The sequence below is a fragment of the Streptomyces sp. NPDC006551 genome (assembly GCF_040611675.1).
Taxonomy (GTDB): Bacteria; Actinomycetota; Actinomycetes; order Streptomycetales; family Streptomycetaceae; genus Streptomyces.
This window is the reverse complement of record NZ_JBEXOT010000037.1, coordinates 29,767-49,268: the sequence shown is the minus strand read 5'-3', so window position 1 is coordinate 49,268 and position 19,502 is coordinate 29,767. Positions and strand designations below refer to the sequence as shown.

Below are 19,502 nucleotides of genomic sequence, written 5' to 3'. Positions count from 1 at the left end.
CTCCGTCTGTCGCGGCTCACATGGTGGCACGGACCGGTCACGGGTCGTCGCCCTCCCTCAGGTGTCGGTCCGATAACGGACCCGACTGCCCTTCTTATACACCCTTGACACCCCTAAAGGTCTAGGCCAAGCTCCCGGTACTGGTCTAAACCATTAAAGACCAGCTCCCAGCCCCACGAGCATTACTCGGCGTATGTCTTCGCGCGGTGGGCAGGGGTTGCAGGCATCCCTGAGGAGGGTGGCGTGAAGCGCAAGCTCATCGCGGCGATCGGCGTCGCGGGCATGATGGTCGGCATCGCGGCGTGTGGCGGTGGCGACAAGGGTGGGGACTCGGCCGGGGGCGGCGCCAAGGAGATCACCGTCTGGCTGACGGTCGACGCCCAGAACAACTGGCCCGAGCTGGTCAAGGCCGCCGACGACGCGGTGACGAAGAAGCACCCGGGCATCAAGATCAACCACGAGTACTACGGCTGGCCGGACAAGAACACCAAGCTCGACGCCGTACTCGCCACGGACAAGGCCCCGGACGTTGTCGAGATGGGCAACACCGAGATGATCGGCTACATGGCCAAGGGCGCCTTCGCCGAGGTCGACGCGTCGAAGTTCGAGAACTCCGACAAGTGGCTCGACGCCCTCAAGGATTCCGTCACCTACAACGGCAAGACCTACGGCGTCCCCTACTACGCCGGTGGCCGCGTGGGCACCTGGCGCAAGGACATCGCCGCCGAGGCGGGCGTCAAGGCCGCTCCGAAGACCTGGGCCGAGCTGACCGCTGCTCTCGACGCCATCCAGAAGAAGAAGGGCGCCAAGTTCAGCGCCTGGTACCAGCCGTCGCCCGACTGGTACGCCGCCATGTCCTTCGTCTACGACGCCGGCGGCTCCATCGCCGAGCAGAGCGGCGAGACCTGGAAGTCCAACCTGTCGTCGCCCGAGTCCCTCAAGGGCCTCAACGACTACAAGACCATCGTCGACAAGTACATGCACGGCGACAAGACCAAGGACGAGGCCGACCGTCCGGTCGTCTTCGGCCAGGGCAACGCCGCCACCATGTTCGCCGCCGCGTGGGAGGGCGCCACCGCGGCCGACCCGAAGAGCGACAAGGTCGGCGGGCTGAAGGACAAGCTCGAGAACTTCGTGATGCCCGGCCCGTCCGGCAAGAACCTGCCCGTCTTCCTCGGCGGCTCCGACCTGGCCATCCCGGTCAAGTCCAAGGCGCAGGGCGTCGCGGCCGAGTGGATCGCCGCGTTCACCGGTGCCGAGGGCCAGAAGGGCCTCATCGGCAAGGGCAACCTGCCCAACAACAAGGCGGACCTCGCCCCGCTGAAGGCCGACCCGGCCACCGCCGTCCCGGCCACCGCGGCCGAGTCGAGCTGGTTCGTGCCGACCGCCCCCGGCTGGGGCCAGGTCGAGAAGGCCCAGATCCTCAAGACGATGCTCATCGACATCGCCAACGGCAAGAAGTCGGTCGAGGAGGCCGCCAAGGAGGCGGACGCCGCGATCGACAAGGTCATCAACACCAAGTGACCTGGGCAGGGCCCCGTCACCCTGGCGAGTGAGCCGAAGGGGCGCGCGGGCGTCGAAGGGGAGAACGCGCGGAGGGTCGCGAGGAACGAGCGACCCGAGCACGATCGACCGTCGACGCGCGCTGAGAGCGCCCCGGAGGAGAACCGAGCCTCGAAAAGGGCCGACGGGGCCCTGTCTCCCGTACCAGGAGAGGGATCGCTGAGGAGCACGGGATGAGTGCCGCAGACACAACCACCGCGAAGGTGCCGCCGGTGCGGCAATCGCCACCATCCGGCTCCGAGGCCGGCGAGCCCGGGAAGCCGGGAAGAAAGTCCGACGGCGGGGCGGGAGTCCCATGGCTGCTCCTCGCGCCATGCCTGCTCGTCCTGCTCCTGGTGCTCGGCTATCCGCTCGTGCGCCTGGTCACCCTCTCCTTCCAGCACTTCGGCCAGCCGCAGCTCTGGGGCTTCCAGGAGGCGGAGTCGGCCGGCTTCGCCAACTTCGCCAAGATCCTCTCCGACGGGGAGTTCTGGGCCGTGGTCCTGCGGACCGTGATCTTCGCGGGCGGCGCGGTGATCCTCACCATGGTGCTCGGCATGGTGATCGCGCTGCTGCTGCAGAAGGTCTCCGGCTGGGTCAAGGCGCTGATCAACATCGTGCTGGTGGCGAGCTGGGGCATGCCCATCATCGTCGCGACCGCCATCTTCAAGTGGCTCTTCGACGCCGACTACGGCGTGCTCAACTGGCTGCTCGACAAGCTGCCCGGCGTGGACATGATCGGCCACAACTGGTTCGCCAGCGGTCCGCAGGGCCTCGCCGTGATCATGCTGCTGGTCGTCTGGGGCGCCGTGCCCTTCGTCGTGATCACCCTGAGCGCCGGTCTGACGCAGGTGCCCAAGGAGCTCGAAGAGGCCGCTCGCCTCGACGGCGCGGGCGCGTGGGGCGTCTTCCGCTTCGTCACCCTGCCGATCCTCAAGCCGATCATCGTCATGCTGACGACGCTCTCGGTCATCTGGGACATGGGCGTCTTCCCGCAGGTCTACGTCATGCGCAACGGCCACCCCGAGGCCGAGTTCCAGCTCCTCACCACGTACTCGTTCGACAAGGCGTTCGTCGTCAACGACTACGGCACCGGCTCGGCCATCGCCCTCGTCACGGTCGCTCTGCTGCTGGGCGTCGTCGCCGTCTACATGCGCCAGATGCTCAAGATCGGAGAAGTCGAGTGAGCGCCGCGAACGCGACCGGCCGCACGACCCCGAAGGCCGCGGCCCCCGGCGTCACCCGCCCCCGCAAGTCCAAGCTCGGCTGGAACCTGCTCGGGCTGCTCGTCTTCGTCATCGTCGGCTTCCCCGTCTACTGGATGGTGAACACGGCCTTCAAGCCGGCCAAGGACGCCATCGACCCGGACCCGCACTTCTTCCCCTCCACCTTCACGCTCGAGAACTTCAAGCGTGCCCTGGAGATCGCGGACTTCTGGGGGCCCGTCGGGCGCAGCCTCGTCGTCTCGGCCACGGTCGTCGTCATCGGCATCGTCGTCGGCATGCTGGCGGCGCTCGCCATCTCCCGGTTCGCCTTCCGCGGCCGCAAGATCGTGATCGTCGGCATCCTCGCGGTCCAGATGGTCCCGCTCGTCGCGATGATCATCCCGGTCTTCCTGATGCTCAACGATCTCGGTCAGTACGACAAGATCAGCGGCCTGATCATCACCTACCTCACCTTCATCCTCCCCTTCACGGTGTGGACCCTGCGCGGCTTCATCGTGAACATCCCCAAGGAACTGGAGGAGGCCGCCCAGGTCGACGGCTGCACCCGCACCGGTGCGTTCGTCCGGGTCGTCTTCCCCCTGCTCGCGCCGGGCATGGTCGCCACGTCCGTGTACGGCTTCATCCAGGCGTGGAACGAGTACCTCTACGCGCTGATGCTGATGAGCCAGCAGAACCAGACGGCCACCGTCTGGCTCGGCAACTTCATCACGAAGAACGGCACCGAGTACGCCCCGATGATGGCGGGCTCCACCATGATGGCCGTCCCCATCGTGATCCTCTTCCTCCTTGTCCAGCGCAAGATGGCCGCGGGACTGACCGCGGGCGCGGTGAAGGGATAACGCCTCCCCATGACCACTCTCGTAACCGGCACGGACACCCTGACGCGTGACGCGCTCACCGTCCTCCAGCCCGGCTTCGTCGGCACCACGGCGCCCGACTGGCTGCTCCGCAGAATCGGCGAAGGACTCTCCTCGGTCGGCCTGTTCGGCCGGAACATCGCCTCTCCCGAGCAGCTCGCCGCGCTCACCGCGCGGCTGCGGGCCGAGCGGGACGACGTCCTGGTCGCCATCGACGAGGAGGGCGGGGACGTCACCCGCCTGGAGGTCCGGCACGGCTCCTCGTTCCCCGGCAACTACGCGCTGGGCTCCGTGGACGACCCCGACCTCACCCGGGCCGTCGCCCGCGAGCTCGGCCGCCGGCTCGCCGCGTGCGGGGTCGACCTCAACTGGGCGCCCTCCGCCGACGTGAACTCCAACGCGGACAACCCGGTCATCGGGGTCCGCTCCTTCGGCGCCGACCCGGAGCTGGTCGCCCGGCACACCGTGGCGTACGTCGAGGGCCTCCAGGCCGTCGGTGTCGCGGCCTGCACCAAACACTTCCCGGGGCACGGCGACACCAACGTGGACTCCCACCACGCGCTGCCCCGCATCGATGTGGACCTCGACACACTGCACGCCCGTGAGCTGGTACCTTTCCGCGCCGCGATCGCGGCGGGTACCCAAGCCGTCATGAGCGCGCATATTCTTCTCTCCGCGCTCGACCCCCACCGGCCGGCCACCCTGAGCCCGCGGATCCTCACCGGTCTGCTCCGCCAGGAGCTGGGCTTCGAGGGGCTGATCGTCACCGATGGCATGGAGATGCAGGCCATCGCGTCGACGTACGGCATCGAGCGCGGATCGGTCCTCGCGATCGCCGCGGGCGCCGACGCCATCTGCGTCGGCGGCGGGCTGGCCGACGAGGACACCGTACTGCGACTGCGCGACGCCCTGGTCGACGCGGTACGGACCGGCGAACTGCCCGAGGAGCGGCTGTCCGACGCCGCGGCGCGGGTGCGCGCCCTGGCGGCGTGGACCCAGGCGCACCGGGTCAGGGGGGCTGTATCGGGGTCGGGCGCGGCAGTGCAGGAGGGGACCGCGCCCGGCACCGACATCGGACTCGTGGCGGCCCGCCGCGCCGTGACGGTGACGACGGGGGAGCGGCCCTACACGCCGATGACCAGCGCTCCCTACGTCGCCGCCTTCACCCCGGTCGCCAACATCGCCGTCGGCGACGAAACCCCGTGGGGCGTCGCCGCGGAGCTGGAGCGGCTGCTTCCGGGGACCGCGACGGGCACCTACGACGAGCCGTCGGTGGACGCGGTCCTGGCCGCGGCGGGGGAGCGCCGCATCGTCGCGGTCGTACGGGACTCCCATCGGCACCCCTGGATGACGCGGGCGCTGGACGCCCTGCTGGCGGCGCGCCCGGACACCGTGGTGGTGGAGATGGGCCTCAACCAGGCGGAGCCCCGGGGGGCCCTGCACATCGCCACGCACGGCGCGGCCCGGGTCTGCGGCCGCGCGGCGGCGGAGGCCGTGGCCGGAGTCTGACACCCGCCACGCGAGGGGCCCGGCACCTGGACGTGGTGCCGGGCCCCTGCGCACAGCCGGCTAGATGCCCTGCCAGGCGGGCTTGTTGGCGAACGTGTGGCGGAAGTAGTGCGCGAGCTTCAGCTTCGACGCGGCGGCCTCGTCCACGACGACCGTGGCGTGCGGGTGCAACTGCAGCGCGGAGGCCGGTACGAGCGCGGCCACCGGGCCCTCGACGGTCTGGGCCACGGCCTCCGCCTTGCCCTCGCCGGTGGCGAGGAGCACCAGGTGGCGGGCCTCCAGGATGGTCCCGATGCCCTGGGTGATGACGTGGTGCGGCACCTGCTCGATGTCGTCGTCGAAGAAGCGCGCGTTGTCGACCCGGGTCTGCTCGGTCAGCGTCTTGATCCGGGTGCGGGAGGCGAGCGAGGAGCACGGCTCGTTGAAGCCGATGTGTCCGTCGGTCCCGATGCCGAGGATCTGCAGGTCCACGCCGCCGGCGTCGGCGAGCGCCTTGTCGTACGCCTCGCAGGCGGCCTGGACGTCCTCGGCCGAGCCGTCGGGGCCCATGAAGGCGTCCTGGGAGAGCCCGAGCGGCTCGACGACCTGGCGCAGCACGGTCGAGCGGTACGACTCCGGGTGGCCCGCGGGCAGCCCGACGTACTCGTCGAGCTGGGCGATCCGGGCCCGCGAGGCGTCGACGGAGCCGGCCTTGACCTGGGCGATCAGGGCCTCGTAGATGGGCAGCGGAGTCGATCCTGTGGCCACGCCGAGCAGCGCGTCGGGCTTGCGGCGCAGAAGGCCGGCGATGCCGTCCGCGATCAGCTCGCCGCCTGCCTTGGCGTCCGGGACGATGACAACTTCCACGCTGTGCCTGCCGATCGTGTGAGGGGCGGGTGGTATAGACCAATTGTAGCGCTGAATCTAGCAGAGCGCGGGCCCCCGGCACGGTCCCGTTCGCGGGACGGACCCCGCCCCCCTCATCGTCGATCGGCGTCTCCGGTCCAGCCACCCGGGGCCCACGGCCTCCGCGGCCGCGTTCCGTAACGTGCGCTATAGAATCGGCCGTCATGACGACGAAGCGGCGCGGCCGCCCCCGCTCCTTCGACCGCCGGGCGGCGCTGGAGCAGGCCATGACGGCGTTCTGGGAGCACGGGTACGAGACGACCTCCGTCTCCGACCTCACCGGCGCCATGGGCATCAGCGCCCCGAGTCTGTACGCCGCGTTCGGCGACAAGCGGACGCTCTTCGAGGAGGTCGTGGAGGCGTACGCCGTCGCGTACGGCGCCTTCGGCGACAAGGCCCTGGCGGAGGAGCCGACCGCGCGCGACGCGCTGGCCCGGATGCTGAAGGAGGCGGCGGACGCCTTCACCGACCCGTCCCACCCGCGCGGCTGCCTGGTGATCTCCTCCGCGATCAACTGCTCGAATCCGGAGGTCGCGGAAGCCCTGCGCGAGCGCCGCAACCGCTCTCTGGCGTCGTTCGAGGCCCGGATCCGCCGGGGTGCGGACGCGGGGGAGCTGCCCGGGGACACGGACACCGGCGCGCTGGCCCGCCTCTGCGGCGCGGTCCTCCAGGGCATGTCCCAGCAGGCGCGTGACGGCGCGACCCGGGAGGAGCTCAAAGCGGTGGCCGAGGCGGCGATGGGGGCGTGGCCCGTGGCGCACGGGGACGGAAAGGCCCCGGAAACACCCGCGGGCCGCGGCGCCTGACGGGACCCTCAACCCGTCCGGCACCGCAGCCCGGAGTTGCCCGGCCGGGGGTGTGCGGTCCCTCGGCCGTGTGGGAGGTCTCGGCGCAGTCAGGGCAGAGAGCGCCGGGTACCTCGATCCACCCTCCTGTGCGGGGAGGGCGGAGGTCACACAGAATGCTGCTCTGCCATTGTGGACTAGACCATTCTTGTCTGTCCATCCATGGGAGCGGCGTCCTTCCTGGCCCATCCTCCATCACGAACGCCCCGAGATCCAGGTTCATGGCCCCTGAATTCCGCGGGTACGCTCGCACCTGTGCCCTCCATGAACGACCTCGTCCGCCAGCACACCGCTCTGAGTGAGTCCGACCTCGAGTGGCTCCATCTGCTGGTGTCGGAGTGGCAGCTGCTCTCCGACCTCTCCTTCGCCGACCTGGTGCTCTGGGTCCCCACCCTCGACGGCACCCGGTACGTCTCCGTCGCCCAGATGCGGCCCAACACCGGCCCCACCTCCTACCAGGACGACATGGTCGGCCACCTCGTGCCGCGCGGCCGCCGCCCACTGCTCGACGCCGCACTCGACGAGGGCCGGATCGTGCGCGAGGGCGACCCCGAATGGCGCGAGGAGGTCCCGGTCCGGGTCGAGTCCATCCCCGTACGCCGGGAGGGCCGCGTCCTCGGCGTCATCGCCCGCAACACCAACCTCCTGACGGTACGGACCCCGAGCCGGCTGGAGCTCACCTATCTCCAGTCCGCCTCGGACCTCGCCCAGATGATCGCCGCCGGCTCCTTCCCCTTCCCCGGGGAAGCCGTCGACATGGACTCCTCGCCCCGCGCCGGCGACGGACTGATCCGTCTCGACGCCGACGGCATCGTCCAGTACGCCTCGCCCAACGCGCTCTCCGCGTACCACCGCCTCGGCCTCGCCGCCGACCTCGTCGGCCAGCACCTCGGTCAGATCACCGCCGAACTCGCCCCCTCCCGCGGGCCCGTCGACGAAGCCCTGGTCAAACTGGCCTCCGGCTACGCGCCCCGGGAGGCCGAGGTCGAGGGCAACGGCGGTGTGATCCAGTTGCGCGCGATCCCGCTCAAGCCCAAGGGCACCCGCATCGGTTCGCTCGTCCTGCTCCGCGATGTCACCGAACTGCGCCGTCGCGAGCGCGAGTTGATCACCAAGGACGCCACCATCCGGGAGATCCACCACCGGGTGAAGAACAACCTCCAGACGGTCGCCGCGCTGCTGCGCCTCCAGGCCCGCCGGATGGACTCGCCCCAGGGGCGCGAGGCGCTCAACGAGGCGGTGCGCAGGGTCGGTTCGATCGCCATCGTGCACGAGACGCTGTCCCAGAACCTGGACGAGCGGGTCGAGTTCGACGAGATCGCCGACCGGGTGATCGCGATGGTCGCCGAGATCTCCCCGGGCAAGGTGACCTGCCGGCGCAACGGCCGCTTCGGCATCCTGGACGCCGAGGTCGCCACCCCGCTCTCCATGGTCCTCACCGAAGTGCTCCAGAACGCCCTCGAACACGCCTTCGCACCCGCGGAGCTGGGCACCGTCGAGGTCACGGCCGTCCGCGGCGAACCCCGCGCCGACGCACGCCTGTTGATCACCGTCCAGGACGACGGCCGCGGCCTGCCCGAGGGCTTCGACCCGCAGCGCGCCGGAAACCTCGGACTGCAGATCGTGCGCACCCTGGTCGAGGGCGAGCTGGGCGGCACCTTCGACATGCGGCCGGGCGCCGAGCGCGGCACGAAGGTCGTCCTCGACATCCCCGTACAGCCGCAGAAGTGATCGCCCCGCCGAGTGCGGCCGCGTACGGCTGAACACGGCCGAGCACAGCAGCGAGCCCCGGACCGAAGGAGATCGGTCCGGGGCTCGAATGCTGTGGGTTACTGCTGCGCGCTGCGGCTCGGGGGCGGTGATTGCGTACGCGATGTACGCGCCGCTTGCCTCAGGCTTGTCAGGGTGTTCAGGCGCTGGCGTTGCGCGCCCGGTTGCGAGCGGCGCGGCGCTTCATCGCACGGCGCTCGTCCTCGCTGAGGCCACCCCAGACGCCGGAGTCCTGGCCGGACTCGAGCGCCCACTGCAGGCACTGCTCCATGACGGGGCAGCGGCGGCAGACGGCCTTGGCTTCCTCGATCTGCAGCAGCGCAGGACCGGTGTTGCCGATGGGGAAGAACAGCTCGGGGTCTTCCTCACGACAAACGGCGTTGTGACGCCAGTCCATGGCTGCTACCTCTCTTGGTATTACGTGCGGGTTGCTTGTGAATGTGAACGCTTTCACGAATCCCCCCGCAAGTGAAGGGCCGACTGCCAGATGAACTGGTGTGGTCCTGGATTCGAGGAGGGGTTCTGGCTCTCAGTGGAGGCCGGTCTTGCGGGCCGTCCCGATCGCCATGAAGAGATTCGCAAACCTCGGCGGCGGATACAACCCCTTCAGGAAAGTTTTTTTTGATTCCTCGGTGTCGGCTAGGTCACAGCCGTACTTCTTAGGGGTGGATGCCAGCCTAAACGTTCGAGTGAAAGGACTTTCGGCCCTTCCACTCACACAATCACACGCAGTGCACGGCGTACGCCTGTGAACGTCACGCTGGTACGCAGCCCGAGGTGGTCTCCGTCCATCTGCAGAGGGAGCGGAACCTTCGAATGCAAGGTGAAGTCGGTCAGATCGTGGAGAGACAGTGCGTGCTTGCCGTGAGGGCCGCGCTCGGGCGTCGACGTGAGCAACTGGGTGGCGTAGCGGGCCACTGCGGGGGCCGAGAGACGGCTCAGCCCGAGGACGTCCAGAGCCGTCTCGAAGGACGCCTCCGGGGACGCGTACACCGGGCGATTGCCCAGGTAGGTCCAGGGGGAGGTGTTGCAGATTATCGACAGGACCAGGTCCTCGACCGGGTCCTCGCCGGGGCGCTCCAGGGTGATCGTGCCGTTGCGCCGGTGCGGCTCGCCCAGGAACTGCCGGACCACCTGACGGAGGTAGAGGGCGTGGGTGGATCTCTTGCCGCGTTCCCGCTGCTGTTCGACCCGCCCGACGACACCGGCGTCGAAGCCGAAGCCGGCGCAGAACGTGAACCAGCGGGGCGGCACGCCCTCGTCCTCGCTGCCCGGGGTGCCGGAGGCCAGCCCCAGGCTCACCGTGCGTGCACGGCGCTCACGCAGAGCGTCGAGCAGGGCGCCGGTCGCCTCCACGGCGTCGTTCGGCAGCCCGAGGGCACGGGCGAAGACATTGGTCGAACCGCCGGGAACCACCGCGAGGCCCGGGAGCCGGTCCGGGTCGGGGCCGCCGTGGAGGAGTCCGTTCACGACCTCGTTGACGGTGCCGTCACCACCCAGGGCGACGACCAGCTCCACATCCTTGGACTCGGCGGCCCGCCGCCCCAGGTCACGAGCGTGCCCGCGGTACTCGGTGGTCACCGCCTCCAGCTTCATCTCGCTGGCCAGCGCGTGGATGAGGACATCACGGGTGCGGGCACTGGTGGTGGTTGCTGCCGGATTGACCACAAGAAGTGCGCGCATGGCCGCCAGCGTACCTACCCGGCGGTACCGGGCCCAGAGGGGTGGGTCCCGGCGACCCGGCTACGCTGCCAGGTATGAGCGGCACGGAACGGACCACTGAGCACACTTCCCGCCCCGCCCGGCTGACCGCGGCGGCCGCGGTGGCCGGGATCGAGGCGCTGGCGCTGGTGGTGGGAGGCCTGTACGTCCTCGTGACCGGAGTCACCGGCAGCCCGGACAGCCTGACCCAGGCCGTCACCGGCGGGGCCACGCTGATCGTGCTCGGCCTCTTCCCGGCGGCGGCGGCGCGCGGACTGCTGCTGCGCCGCGCCTGGAGCCGCGGGCCGGCGATCATCACGCAGATCCTGGCCCTGCCCGTCGCCTGGCAGCTGCTCCAGACGAACGGCGCGATGATCCCGGCGGGCATCGCCCTCGCGGCCCTCGCGGTGACGGGCCTGGTCCTCCTGGTGAACCCGGCGACGACCGAGGCCCTGGGCATCGGCCGCCGCGGCGAGGTCTGACGACGTTCCGTACCCCGCGGGGTACTACTCCTCCACGAGGAGCTTCTCCCGGAGCTGGGCCAGCGTGCGGGCGAGCAGCCGGGAGACGTGCATCTGGGAGATGCCGACCTCCTGAGCGATCTGCGACTGCGTCATGTTCCCGAAGAAACGCAGCAGCAGGATCCGCTTCTCCCGCGGCGGCAGGTCCTCCAGCAGCGGCTTGAGGGACTCCCGGTACTCGACGCCCTCCAGGGCCTCGTCCTCCGCACCCAGCGTGTCCGCGACGGCGGGCGACTCGTCGTCCGTGTCCGGGACGTCCAGGGAGAGGGTCGAGTAGGCGTTCGCCGACTCCAGGCCCTCCAGGACCTCCTCCTCCGAGATCCCGAGGCGCTCCGCCAGCTCGTGCACCGTCGGGGAGCGGCCGTGCTGCTGGGAGAGCTCCGCCGTCGCCGTCGTCAGCGAGAGCCGCAGCTCCTGCAGACGGCGCGGCACCCTGACCGCCCAGCCCTTGTCCCGGAAGTGGCGCTTGATCTCGCCGACGACCGTAGGAGTCGCGTACGTCGAGAACTCGACACCCCGCTCCGGGTCGAAGCGGTCCACCGACTTGATCAGGCCGATGGTCGCGACCTGGGTCAGGTCGTCCAGCGGCTCGCCGCGGTTGCGGAAGCGCCGGGCCAGATGCTCGACCAGCGGCAGATGCATCCGCACCAGCTGATTGCGCAGCTCCGCCTTCTCCGCGGAGCCCTCCGGCAGCGCGCGCAGCTCGACGAAGAGCGCCCGCGCCCCGCTCCGGTCGTGCGGATCCGGAACCTCGTGCGGCTCGGAGTCCGCGAGGATCGCGGAAGCCTCCGCCGCCTCGGGAACCTTGCTGTGCTGCTCGTGCTCGCTCATGTGGACCGCCTGCTCCGTAGCGACCTCGACCTCGACCTCCGGATGCGGCCGCGCCTGCTGCTCAGGGATGCCGGCCGTCGCGTCCCCGCTCCTCACGCCGGGCCTGGCCCCGCGCCGCGCTGTTTGTACAGGCTGATGGAGACCGTACGGTCCTCGGCCACGGACGACTCGACCTTCCCGGCCAGCGCGGAGAGCACCGTCCACGCGAAGGTGTCGCGCTCCGGAGCCCGTCCGTCCGTCGTCGGGGCGGAGACCGTCACGTCGAGCGAGTCGTCGATCAGCCGGAACACACAGCTGAGAACGGACCCCGGCACGGCCTGCTGGAGCAGGATCGCGCATGCCTCGTCGACCGCGATCCGCAAGTCCTCGATCTCGTCGAGGGTGAAGTCCAAGCGCGCCGCGAGGCCGGCCGTGGCCGTACGCAGCACGGACAGGTAGGCACCCGCAGCGGGCAGCCGGACTTCCACGAAGTCCTGGGTCCCGGGCTCGCCTGCGATCTGGGACACCCTCACCTCCAAGGTGGCACAAGCTCATTCGGGGCCCGGGGAGAAAGCCCCCCGAACCAGGCGGTACGCAGTCGGTTGCGCAGTCCGCCGTGACGCTATCGCGATCCATGCCGCCGTGTCGCCGTGGGCCCCCGCGGACCCCACCCCACGTCTGTCACTCATGGTAAGGCCATGAGTACGCACAGTGGCTAGGGGTGTGCGGGGCCCAATTGCAGGGGCTCGACGGGCGCTTGGCCGCGGGGGTGTGACGTACCCAACCGTCAGACGATCGAACCGTCCACGAAGCACCAGCGCCAGCGTTCATTGGGCTCGAAGGTCCGCATCACCGGGTGTCCGGTGGTCGAGAAGTGCCCCGTGGCGTGCCGCCCCGCCGAGGAGTCGCAGCAGCCCACGTGCCCGCAGCTCAGGCAGATCCGCAGCTGCACCGGGTGGGTCCCGTCGGACAGGCACTCCGGGCAGGTGTCGGTCAGCGGCGCCGGTTCGGGGCGCGGCATTTCGGCAACGTGAGGACACTCGCTCATGATGGCCAGGTTACGCGGTCGATCGAGTCGGGGACGGGGCATGGACGCACTGCAGTTGGTGGCACTGGTCGCGGGGAGCGCCGCGGTGGCGGGGATCGCCCGGAGGACACCGGTGCCGGCGCCGCTGCTCCTGGTCGCGGCCGGCCTCGCGGCCTCGTACGTTCCCGGCGTACCGGACTACGCGCTGGATCCGCACATCGTGCTTCCGCTGATCCTGCCGCCGCTCCTGCACACCGCCGCCGTCGAGTCCTCCTATCTCGACCTGCGCGCCAACCTGCGGCCCGTCGCCCTGCTCTCCGTGGGGTACGTCCTCTTCGCCACGGTCGCGGTCGGCTGGCTCGCCTACGTCCTGGTCCCCGACCTGCCGCTGACCGCCGCGCTGGTCCTCGGCGCGGTGATCGCGCCCCCGGACGCGGTCGCCGCCACCGCCATCGCCCGCAAGCTGGGGCTGCCGAACCGGATCACCACCATCCTCCAGGGCGAGTCCCTGGTGAACGACGCCACCGCGATCACCGCCTTCAAGGTCGCGCTCGCCGCGGCGGTCGGGGCGGGCGTCAGCTGGGCGGGCGGCATCGGCGAATTCGCCCTCGCGGCGATCGGCGGGATCGGCGTCGGGCTGGTCCTCATGGTCCCCCTCCACTGGCTGCGCTGCCGGCTGGGCGGCGAGGCCCTGCTGCAGAACACCCTCTCCCTGCTGATCCCCTTCGTCGCCTACGCGGCGGCGGAGGAGGTCGGCGCCTCCGGCGTCCTCGCCGTGGTCGTCGTCGGCCTCTACCTCGGCCACCGCAACTGGCAGGTGGACTTCGCCACCCGCCTCCAGGAGGAGGCCGTGTGGAAGATGGTCGCGTTCATCCTGGAGTCCGCCGTCTTCGCCCTGATCGGACTGCAGCTGCCGTACGTCGTCCAGGGGCTCGGCCGGTACGGGATCGGCGAGGCGGCCTGGTACGCCGTAGGGGTCTTCGTGGCCGTGGTGGTGGTCCGGTTCGTCTGGGTCTTCCCGGCCACCTTCCTGCCGCGCTGGATGTCGGAGCGCATCCGCGAGCGCGAGCACGGGGTGGACTGGAAGGCGCCGCTGATCGTCGGCTGGGCCGGGATGCGGGGCGTGGTCTCCCTCGCCATCGCCTTCTCGATCCCGGTCGTCACGGACGGGGTGGAGTTCCCCGCGCGGAACCTCGTCCTCTTCCTCACCTTCACCACCGTGATCGGGACGCTGGTGGTGCAGGGCCTCACCCTGCCGCCGCTGATCCGGCTGCTGAAGCTCCCGGGCCGCGACCGCCAGGCCGAGACCCTGGCCGAGGCCCAGGCCCAGAGCGAGGCGTCGAGGGCCGCCGAGGAGCGCCTCGGACAGCTGCTGGCCGACGAGCGCAACGCCCTGCCGCAGCCGCTGGCCGACCGGCTCCGCACCGTCCTCGAGCGACGCCGCAACGCGGTCTGGGAGCGGCTCGGATCGGTCAACGAGGTCACCGGGGAGACCGCGGACGACACCTACCGGAGGCTGGCGCGCGAGATGATCGACGCCGAACGCGAGGTCTTCGTCCGCCTCCGCGACGAGCGCCGCATCGACGACGAGATGATGCGCACCCTGCTGCGGCGCCTGGACCTGGAGGAGGCGGCGGCGTACCGCGAGGAGACGGCCTGAGCGGCCTCGCTCGCCCTGGGCTCTCAGGACGGCGCTCCCGTGATCACCGCGGCGATCCGGGTGTCCGGGGCGAACGCTCCCTCCTCCGCCAGGGCGACGAGTCCATACAGCATTTTGGCGACATACAGTCGCTCGACGGCGAGTCCGTGCCGCGCCTCGAAGTCCCGCGCGAACGCCTCCAGCGCCGGGCTCGTACGGGCATAGCCGCCACCGTGGAAGCGCTCGTCGAGGCCCCAGTCGCCCCGGGGGCCGCCGAAGGCCGCGGTCTGCAGGGCGCGTATCTCCGCGCCCAGGAAGCCGCCCTTGAGGACCGGGACGCCCAGCGCCCGCTGTCCCGGCGCGAGACCGGCGGCCAGACCCGCGAGCGTGCCGCCGGTGCCGCACGCCACCGCCACGACGTCCGCCGCGCCGGACAGCTCGCGGCCGAGCTCCGTACAGCCCTCGGCGGCGAGCGCGTTGCTGCCGCCCTCGGGGACCACGTACGTCTCCGGGGGAGCGTCGGCGAGCAGCGCGGCCAGCACCTCGGGGTCGTTCTTCGAGCGGTACGTGGAGCGGTCCACGAACACCAGACGCATGCCGTCCGCCACGCACCGCGCGAGCGAGGGGTTCAGCGGCCGGCCGGCCAGCTCGTCCCCCCGTACGACGCCGGTCGTCGGGAAGCCGAGCAGCCGGCCGGCGGCGGCCGTCGCGCGCAGGTGGTGGGAGTACGCGCCGCCGAACGTGAGCACCGGCCGCCCGTCCGCCGCCCGCAGGTTGAGCGCCAGCTTGCGCCACTTGTTTCCCGGCAGGTCCGGGTGGATCAGATCGTCCCGCTTGAGCAGCAGCCGCACGCCGTGGCGGGTGAAGCGCTCGTCCTCGACCGGCTCCAAGGGGGACGGGAGCCGGGGCCGCAGCCGGGAGAGAGCGAGGTCGAACGCGTTCACCCGGCCATTGTCCACCGCGGCCGGGCTACCGCAGGCGCTCGCCGATCCGCTGCCGCATCGACGCCATGGTGAAGCCCCGGGGGTCCACCTTCCCGGGCTGCCACTCCAGGTGCCCGATGACCGAACGCTGCGTCCAGCCGTGCACCCGGCACACCGCCGCGGCCGCCTTCTCGATGGCCTCCAGCTGTACTTTCGGCCACGGGTCCTTCCCGTCGCCGAGGTTCTCGCACTCGAAGCCGTAGAAGTACCGGTTGCCGTCCGTCGTGGCCTCGTTGTCGGGCGGGAGGCCCTGCTCGGCGATGACCGCCCGCAGGACGTCGTCGTCACCGGCGCCCGCGTGGTTCGCGCGGCCGTAGCCGACCAGGTGGACCGTGCCGTTCTTGGCGATCACGCCATGACAGAGCGGTCCCGGCAGGGAGGCGTAGCCGTCCCGGCAGAGCCGGACGGTGTTCGCGGTGCCGCGGGTGACGGTGTGGTGGATCATCACGCCGTGGACGGGGCCCCAGGGGCCCTTGTGGTTGCGGTTGTGGGTACGCCAGTTGCCGACCTCGACGACCGAGAGGCCCTCGTCGCGCAGCGCGTCGAGGAACCTGCTCGCGGACATGGGTGGGGCCATGGCCGACTCCTTCGGATAAGAAGAACGGGGGGAACGGGACGGAAGCGGAGCTGCCGGGATACCGGGAGACCGGGGTACCGGGAGTGTTCCCGAAGTACCGGAGCGATTCCCGCCCGGGCCATCTGTTCGGGCCGTGTGCGAGCCGATCCGGACAGGGAGCCATGAGGCTGACGGGGCTGGGCTGTCCGGGTGGAAACCGGGCGACATGCCCAGCCGGAGCTGATCCACTCCCACTCATTTGTGTAATGGCGCCGACACGCGCCGTGCTGAAAGGCTTCCTTTCGCAGGTCAGTCATACGAGAGGGAGTTCCATGTCCGTTGGTTCGGTTGGCGACGAGGTCCGCGCGGAACAGGCGGGCCCGCAGCAGAGTCTCGGTACCGCCGCCGCGCGGAACCTCGCGACCACCACCAAATCGGCCCCGCAGATGCAGGAGATCACCTCCCGGTGGCTGTTGCGGATGCTGCCGTGGGTGCAGGTGCAGGGAGGTACGTACAGGGTCAACCGGAGACTCAGCTACTCCGTGGGAGACGGACGCGTCACGTTCGTGCAGACCGGTGAGCAGGTCACCGTCATCCCCGCCGAGCTCGGCGAACTCCCAGCGCTGCGGGGATACGACGACGAGGAGGCCCTCGCCGAGCTGGCGGCGCGCTGCCGACAGCGCGAGTACGCTCCGGGCGAGCTGATCGCCACCGCGGGTGAACCCACCGACCGGGTACACCTCCTGGCCCATGGCAAGGTCGAGCAGCTGGGCGAGGGGCCGTACGGCGACGAGGCGATCCTCGGAGTCCTCGCCGACGGCGCCTACTTCGGCGACCGCTCGCTCACCCACTCCGACGCCACCTGGGAGTGGACCGCCCGTGCGGCCACCGCCTGCACCGTCCTCGAACTCACCCGCGACGACGTCCGCAACCTCGCCGAGCGCGCCGGCTCGCTCGCCGCCCACCTCGCCGGGGTGGCCGCACTGCCCCACCAGCGCACCAACAAGTTCGGCGAGGCCGCGATCGACCTCTCCGCCGGTCACGTCGGCGAGGCGATCGTCCCGCACACGTACGTCGACTACGACGCCTCTCCGCGCGAGTACGAACTGTCCGTCGCCCAGACCGTGCTGAAGGTCCACAGCCGGGTCGCCGATCTCTACAACCAGCCGATGAACCAGACCGAGCAGCAGTTGCGGCTCACGGTGGAGGCGCTGCGCGAGCGCCAGGAGCACGAGCTGGTCAACAACAAGGAGTTCGGGCTCCTCTCCAACTGCGACTACGGCCAGCGGCTCCAGCCCCACGACGGCGTCCCCGGCCCCGACGACATGGACGAGCTGCTCTCGCGCCGCCGCGGCTCGAAGATGTTCCTCGCCCACCCGCGGGCCATCGCCGCCTTCGGCCGCGAGTGCAACCGCCGGGGTCTGGTCCCCGAGTCGATCGAGATCAACGGCAACCGGATCCCGACCTGGCGCGGTGTGCCGATCTACCCCTGCAACAAGATCCCGATCTCGGACGCCCGGACCACCTCGATCATCTGCATGCGTACGGGTGAGGCGGACCAGGGCGTGATCGGCCTGCACCAGACCGGGATCCCGGACGAGATCGAGCCGAGCCTGTCCGTCCGCTTCATGGGCATCGACGAGCAGGCGATCATCTCCTACCTGGTCACCGCCTACTACTCCGCCGCGGTGCTCGTGCCGGACGCCCTCGGCGTCCTGGAGAACGTGGAGGTCAGCCGCTGGCGCTGACCGGCGAGGGCGGGGGCCCGGGGCCCCCGCCACCATCTCGACCCGACCACCCGGCGAGTGAGCCGAAGGGGCGTGCGGCTGTCGAAAGGGAGAACGCGCGCAGGTCCCGAGGAACGAGCGGCCGAGCGGGGGTATCCTCCCACGCCCCACGGCGTAGGGGGCGATCGACCGTCGACAGACGCACCAAGCGCCCCGGAGGCGAACCGAGCCCCAAAAAAGAGAGGCAGTGACCGTGACCACGACCAGTGCGGACGCCGCGACCGACGGCCAGGGCGCCGTGGCGTTCCTCGACCACACCCGGGATGTCGTCCACCCCCAACTGCGCTCACTCGTCGAGTCGTTGCCGGCCTCCCTTCGGAGAGTGGCGATGTACCACTTCGGCTGGGAGCACGCGGACGGTGCCCCGGCCGCCGGGCAGGCCGGCAAGGCGATCCGGCCCGCCCTCGTGCTCGCCGCCGCCCGCGCGCTCGGCGGCGACCCCGCCCCGGCGGTGCGGGCGGCCGCCGCGGTGGAGCTCGTCCACAACTTCACCCTGCTCCACGACGACATCGTGGACGAGGACCCGACCCGCCGGCACCGGCCCACTGCCTGGACGGTGTTCGGCATCCCCGACGCGCTGATCGCGGGCGATGCCATGCTCGCCCTGGCCCTGCGCCTGCTCGCCGAGGACGGCCATACCGCCTCCTCCGCCGCCTCGGCCAGGCTCGCCGCCTGCGTGATCGAACTGTGCGCCGGCCAGCAGGCGGACTGCGCCTTCGAGCGGCGCGGCCCGCACGAGGTGTCGCTGGACGAGTGTCTGGCGATGGCGACCGCCAAGACGGGAGCGCTGCTGGGCTGCGCCTGTGCCATGGGCGCGCTGTACGCGGGCGCGGGCGAGGGGGAAGTGGCGGCGATGGACGCGTTCGGCCGGGAGGCCGGGCTCGCCTTTCAGCTGATCGACGACCTGATCGGGATCTGGGGCGACCCCGACCGGACGGGCAAGCCCGCCGGGGCCGATCTCGTCGCCCGCAAGAAGTCGCTGCCGGTGGTGGCGGCGCTCGCCTCGGGGACCGCGGCGGGGGAGGAGCTGGCCGCGCTCTACGCCCGTCCGGTACTCGACCCCTCGGCGGTGCGGTCGGCGGCGGACGCGGTCGACCGGGCGGGCGGGCGCGACTGGGCGCAGACCCAGGCGGCGGACCGGATGGCCCTGGCCGTCCAGCATCTCTCCCGCGCGGTGCCGGACCTGTCCGCGGCGGGGGACCTGCTGGCGCTGGCGGAGTTCGTCACTCGCCGGACGCGGTGAGGCTCAGGACTCCGGCACGATCCGGGTGACGACCCTCTCGATCAGGTCGTCCAGTGCCCGGTCGCCGTGGAGGCCGGGGACCGTGAAGTGGTCCAGAAGAAGCCCGGTCAGGGCGAAGTAGAGCAGTCGGACGGTGTCGCCGTCGCCCGGCATCCCCGACTCCAGGTGGATGCGGATGTTCTCGTCCAGGTCCGAGCGCAGGATCTTGGTGAGCCGGCCGCGCAGCTCGGGGCGGCGGGCGGCCTCCAGCCGCAGCTCGAAGAGGCCCAGGTAGCAGCTGCGCTCGGCCGCCATGCGGCGGGCGAGCCACCGCATCAGCTCCACGACCAGTTCTCGGCTGGGCTCCGGCCGCATGGCCGTGTCCAGGGAGCCGGGGTCCGGGGTGAGCCGTACGAAGATCCGGTCCCCGACCTGGGAGAGCAACCGGTCGCGGTCGGCGAAGTAGTTGGAGGAGGTGCCCATGGGGACGGCGGCGCGGGCGTCGACCGCCCGGAAGGTCAGCCCCCGAGCGCCCTCGTCCGCGAGCACCTCGATCGCCGCGTCGAGCAGCGCGGCCCGCCGCTCCGGATTCCTTGCCATCACCGGCTCCTTCGAACGTTCG

The 19,502-nt window shown here is 70.8% G+C and carries 19 protein-coding genes; 10 read left to right on the top strand and 9 right to left on the bottom strand.

Going from position 1 to position 19,502, the window contains the following annotated elements; translation table 11 throughout:
• Positions 1-243: 243 nt before the first annotated feature.
• From ABZY12_RS26530 to ABZY12_RS26515, 4 genes are all read left to right on the top strand, one after another.
• Entirely contained in the window at positions 244-1,524 is a 1,281-nt protein-coding gene (locus ABZY12_RS26530) for an extracellular solute-binding protein (protein ID WP_356894516.1), read from the top strand.
• A gap of 212 nt (positions 1,525-1,736) precedes the next feature.
• The gene (locus tag ABZY12_RS26525; RefSeq protein ID WP_356894514.1) at positions 1,737-2,729 is read left to right on the top strand and encodes a sugar ABC transporter permease; all 993 of its coding nucleotides are present in this window, start codon (positions 1,737-1,739) and stop codon (positions 2,727-2,729) included.
• The gene (locus ABZY12_RS26520; protein WP_356894512.1) at positions 2,726-3,607 is read left to right on the top strand and encodes a carbohydrate ABC transporter permease; all 882 of its coding nucleotides are present in this window, start codon (positions 2,726-2,728) and stop codon (positions 3,605-3,607) included. Before ABZY12_RS26525 ends, ABZY12_RS26520 begins: the two co-directional genes overlap by 4 nt.
• 9 nt (positions 3,608-3,616) lie before the next feature.
• Complete coding sequence (locus tag ABZY12_RS26515) at positions 3,617-5,134, top strand: glycoside hydrolase family 3 protein (RefSeq protein ID WP_356894510.1); 1,518 nt, start codon at positions 3,617-3,619, stop codon at positions 5,132-5,134.
• 60 nt (positions 5,135-5,194) lie between these two features.
• On the opposite strand, the gene nagB is transcribed toward ABZY12_RS26515, so the two are convergent.
• Positions 5,195-5,980 carry a glucosamine-6-phosphate deaminase gene (nagB, locus tag ABZY12_RS26510; RefSeq protein ID WP_356894508.1) on the bottom strand — a complete coding sequence of 262 codons (786 nt, stop codon included), beginning with the start codon at positions 5,978-5,980 and terminating at the stop codon, positions 5,195-5,197.
• Positions 5,981-6,183: 203 nt separating this feature from the next.
• Between nagB and ABZY12_RS26505 the strand changes: the two genes are divergently transcribed.
• Together ABZY12_RS26505 and ABZY12_RS26500 are read left to right on the top strand one after the other, a co-directional pair.
• Positions 6,184-6,825: a TetR/AcrR family transcriptional regulator gene (locus ABZY12_RS26505; RefSeq protein ID WP_356894506.1), complete on the top strand. Its 642-nt coding sequence runs from the start codon at positions 6,184-6,186 to the stop codon at positions 6,823-6,825.
• 303 nt (positions 6,826-7,128) lie between these two features.
• Positions 7,129-8,595, top strand: a complete 1,467-nt coding sequence (locus tag ABZY12_RS26500) for a PAS domain-containing sensor histidine kinase (RefSeq protein WP_356894560.1) — start codon at positions 7,129-7,131, stop codon at positions 8,593-8,595.
• A 178-nt stretch (positions 8,596-8,773) separates the two neighbouring features.
• Here ABZY12_RS26500 and ABZY12_RS26495 read toward each other — a convergent pair whose 3' ends face one another.
• Positions 8,774-9,031 (bottom strand): WhiB family transcriptional regulator, encoded by a 258-nt coding sequence (locus ABZY12_RS26495; RefSeq protein WP_003953983.1) that lies wholly within the window; start codon positions 9,029-9,031, stop codon positions 8,774-8,776.
• A 317-nt stretch (positions 9,032-9,348) separates the two neighbouring features.
• Positions 9,349-10,317, bottom strand: coding sequence for a diacylglycerol kinase family protein (locus tag ABZY12_RS26490; RefSeq protein WP_356894504.1), 969 nt, complete (start codon positions 10,315-10,317; stop codon positions 9,349-9,351).
• Positions 10,318-10,391: 74 nt separating this feature from the next.
• On the opposite strand from ABZY12_RS26490, the gene ABZY12_RS26485 reads away from it, so the two are divergent.
• On the top strand, positions 10,392-10,817 hold the full coding sequence (locus tag ABZY12_RS26485; RefSeq protein WP_356894502.1) for a hypothetical protein: 426 nt from the start codon (positions 10,392-10,394) through the stop codon (positions 10,815-10,817).
• Between the two features lie 24 nt (positions 10,818-10,841).
• Here ABZY12_RS26485 and ABZY12_RS26480 read toward each other — a convergent pair whose 3' ends face one another.
• From ABZY12_RS26480 to ABZY12_RS26470, 3 genes are all read right to left on the bottom strand, one after another.
• Complete coding sequence (locus ABZY12_RS26480) at positions 10,842-11,891, bottom strand: RNA polymerase sigma factor SigF (protein WP_356894500.1); 1,050 nt, start codon at positions 11,889-11,891, stop codon at positions 10,842-10,844.
• Complete coding sequence (locus ABZY12_RS26475) at positions 11,780-12,193, bottom strand: anti-sigma regulatory factor (RefSeq protein WP_123457481.1); 414 nt, start codon at positions 12,191-12,193, stop codon at positions 11,780-11,782. The genes ABZY12_RS26480 and ABZY12_RS26475 overlap by 112 nt, the downstream gene beginning before the upstream one ends.
• A gap of 260 nt (positions 12,194-12,453) precedes the next feature.
• Positions 12,454-12,714: a UBP-type zinc finger domain-containing protein gene (locus ABZY12_RS26470; RefSeq protein WP_356894498.1), complete on the bottom strand. Its 261-nt coding sequence runs from the start codon at positions 12,712-12,714 to the stop codon at positions 12,454-12,456.
• Between the two features lie 40 nt (positions 12,715-12,754).
• Here ABZY12_RS26470 and ABZY12_RS26465 point away from each other — a divergent pair, with 40 nt between their 5' ends.
• Positions 12,755-14,353 carry a Na+/H+ antiporter gene (locus tag ABZY12_RS26465; RefSeq protein ID WP_356894496.1) on the top strand — a complete coding sequence of 533 codons (1,599 nt, stop codon included), beginning with the start codon at positions 12,755-12,757 and terminating at the stop codon, positions 14,351-14,353.
• A 23-nt stretch (positions 14,354-14,376) separates the two neighbouring features.
• Here ABZY12_RS26465 and ABZY12_RS26460 read toward each other — a convergent pair whose 3' ends face one another.
• Complete coding sequence (locus ABZY12_RS26460) at positions 14,377-15,276, bottom strand: pyridoxal-phosphate dependent enzyme (protein ID WP_356894494.1); 900 nt, start codon at positions 15,274-15,276, stop codon at positions 14,377-14,379.
• 25 nt (positions 15,277-15,301) lie between these two features.
• Positions 15,302-15,892: an N-acetylmuramoyl-L-alanine amidase gene (locus ABZY12_RS26455; protein ID WP_356894492.1), complete on the bottom strand. Its 591-nt coding sequence runs from the start codon at positions 15,890-15,892 to the stop codon at positions 15,302-15,304.
• Positions 15,893-16,203: 311 nt separating this feature from the next.
• Between ABZY12_RS26455 and ABZY12_RS26450 the strand changes: the two genes are divergently transcribed.
• Together ABZY12_RS26450 and ABZY12_RS26445 are read left to right on the top strand one after the other, a co-directional pair.
• Entirely contained in the window at positions 16,204-17,619 is a 1,416-nt protein-coding gene (locus ABZY12_RS26450; RefSeq protein ID WP_356894490.1) for a family 2B encapsulin nanocompartment shell protein, read from the top strand.
• A 232-nt stretch (positions 17,620-17,851) separates the two neighbouring features.
• The gene (locus ABZY12_RS26445) at positions 17,852-18,901 is read left to right on the top strand and encodes a family 2 encapsulin nanocompartment cargo protein polyprenyl transferase (RefSeq protein ID WP_356894488.1); all 1,050 of its coding nucleotides are present in this window, start codon (positions 17,852-17,854) and stop codon (positions 18,899-18,901) included.
• Between the two features lie 3 nt (positions 18,902-18,904).
• Here ABZY12_RS26445 and ABZY12_RS26440 read toward each other — a convergent pair whose 3' ends face one another.
• The gene (locus ABZY12_RS26440) at positions 18,905-19,480 is read right to left on the bottom strand and encodes a TetR family transcriptional regulator (RefSeq protein ID WP_356894486.1); all 576 of its coding nucleotides are present in this window, start codon (positions 19,478-19,480) and stop codon (positions 18,905-18,907) included.
• Positions 19,481-19,502: the final 22 nt, after the last annotated feature.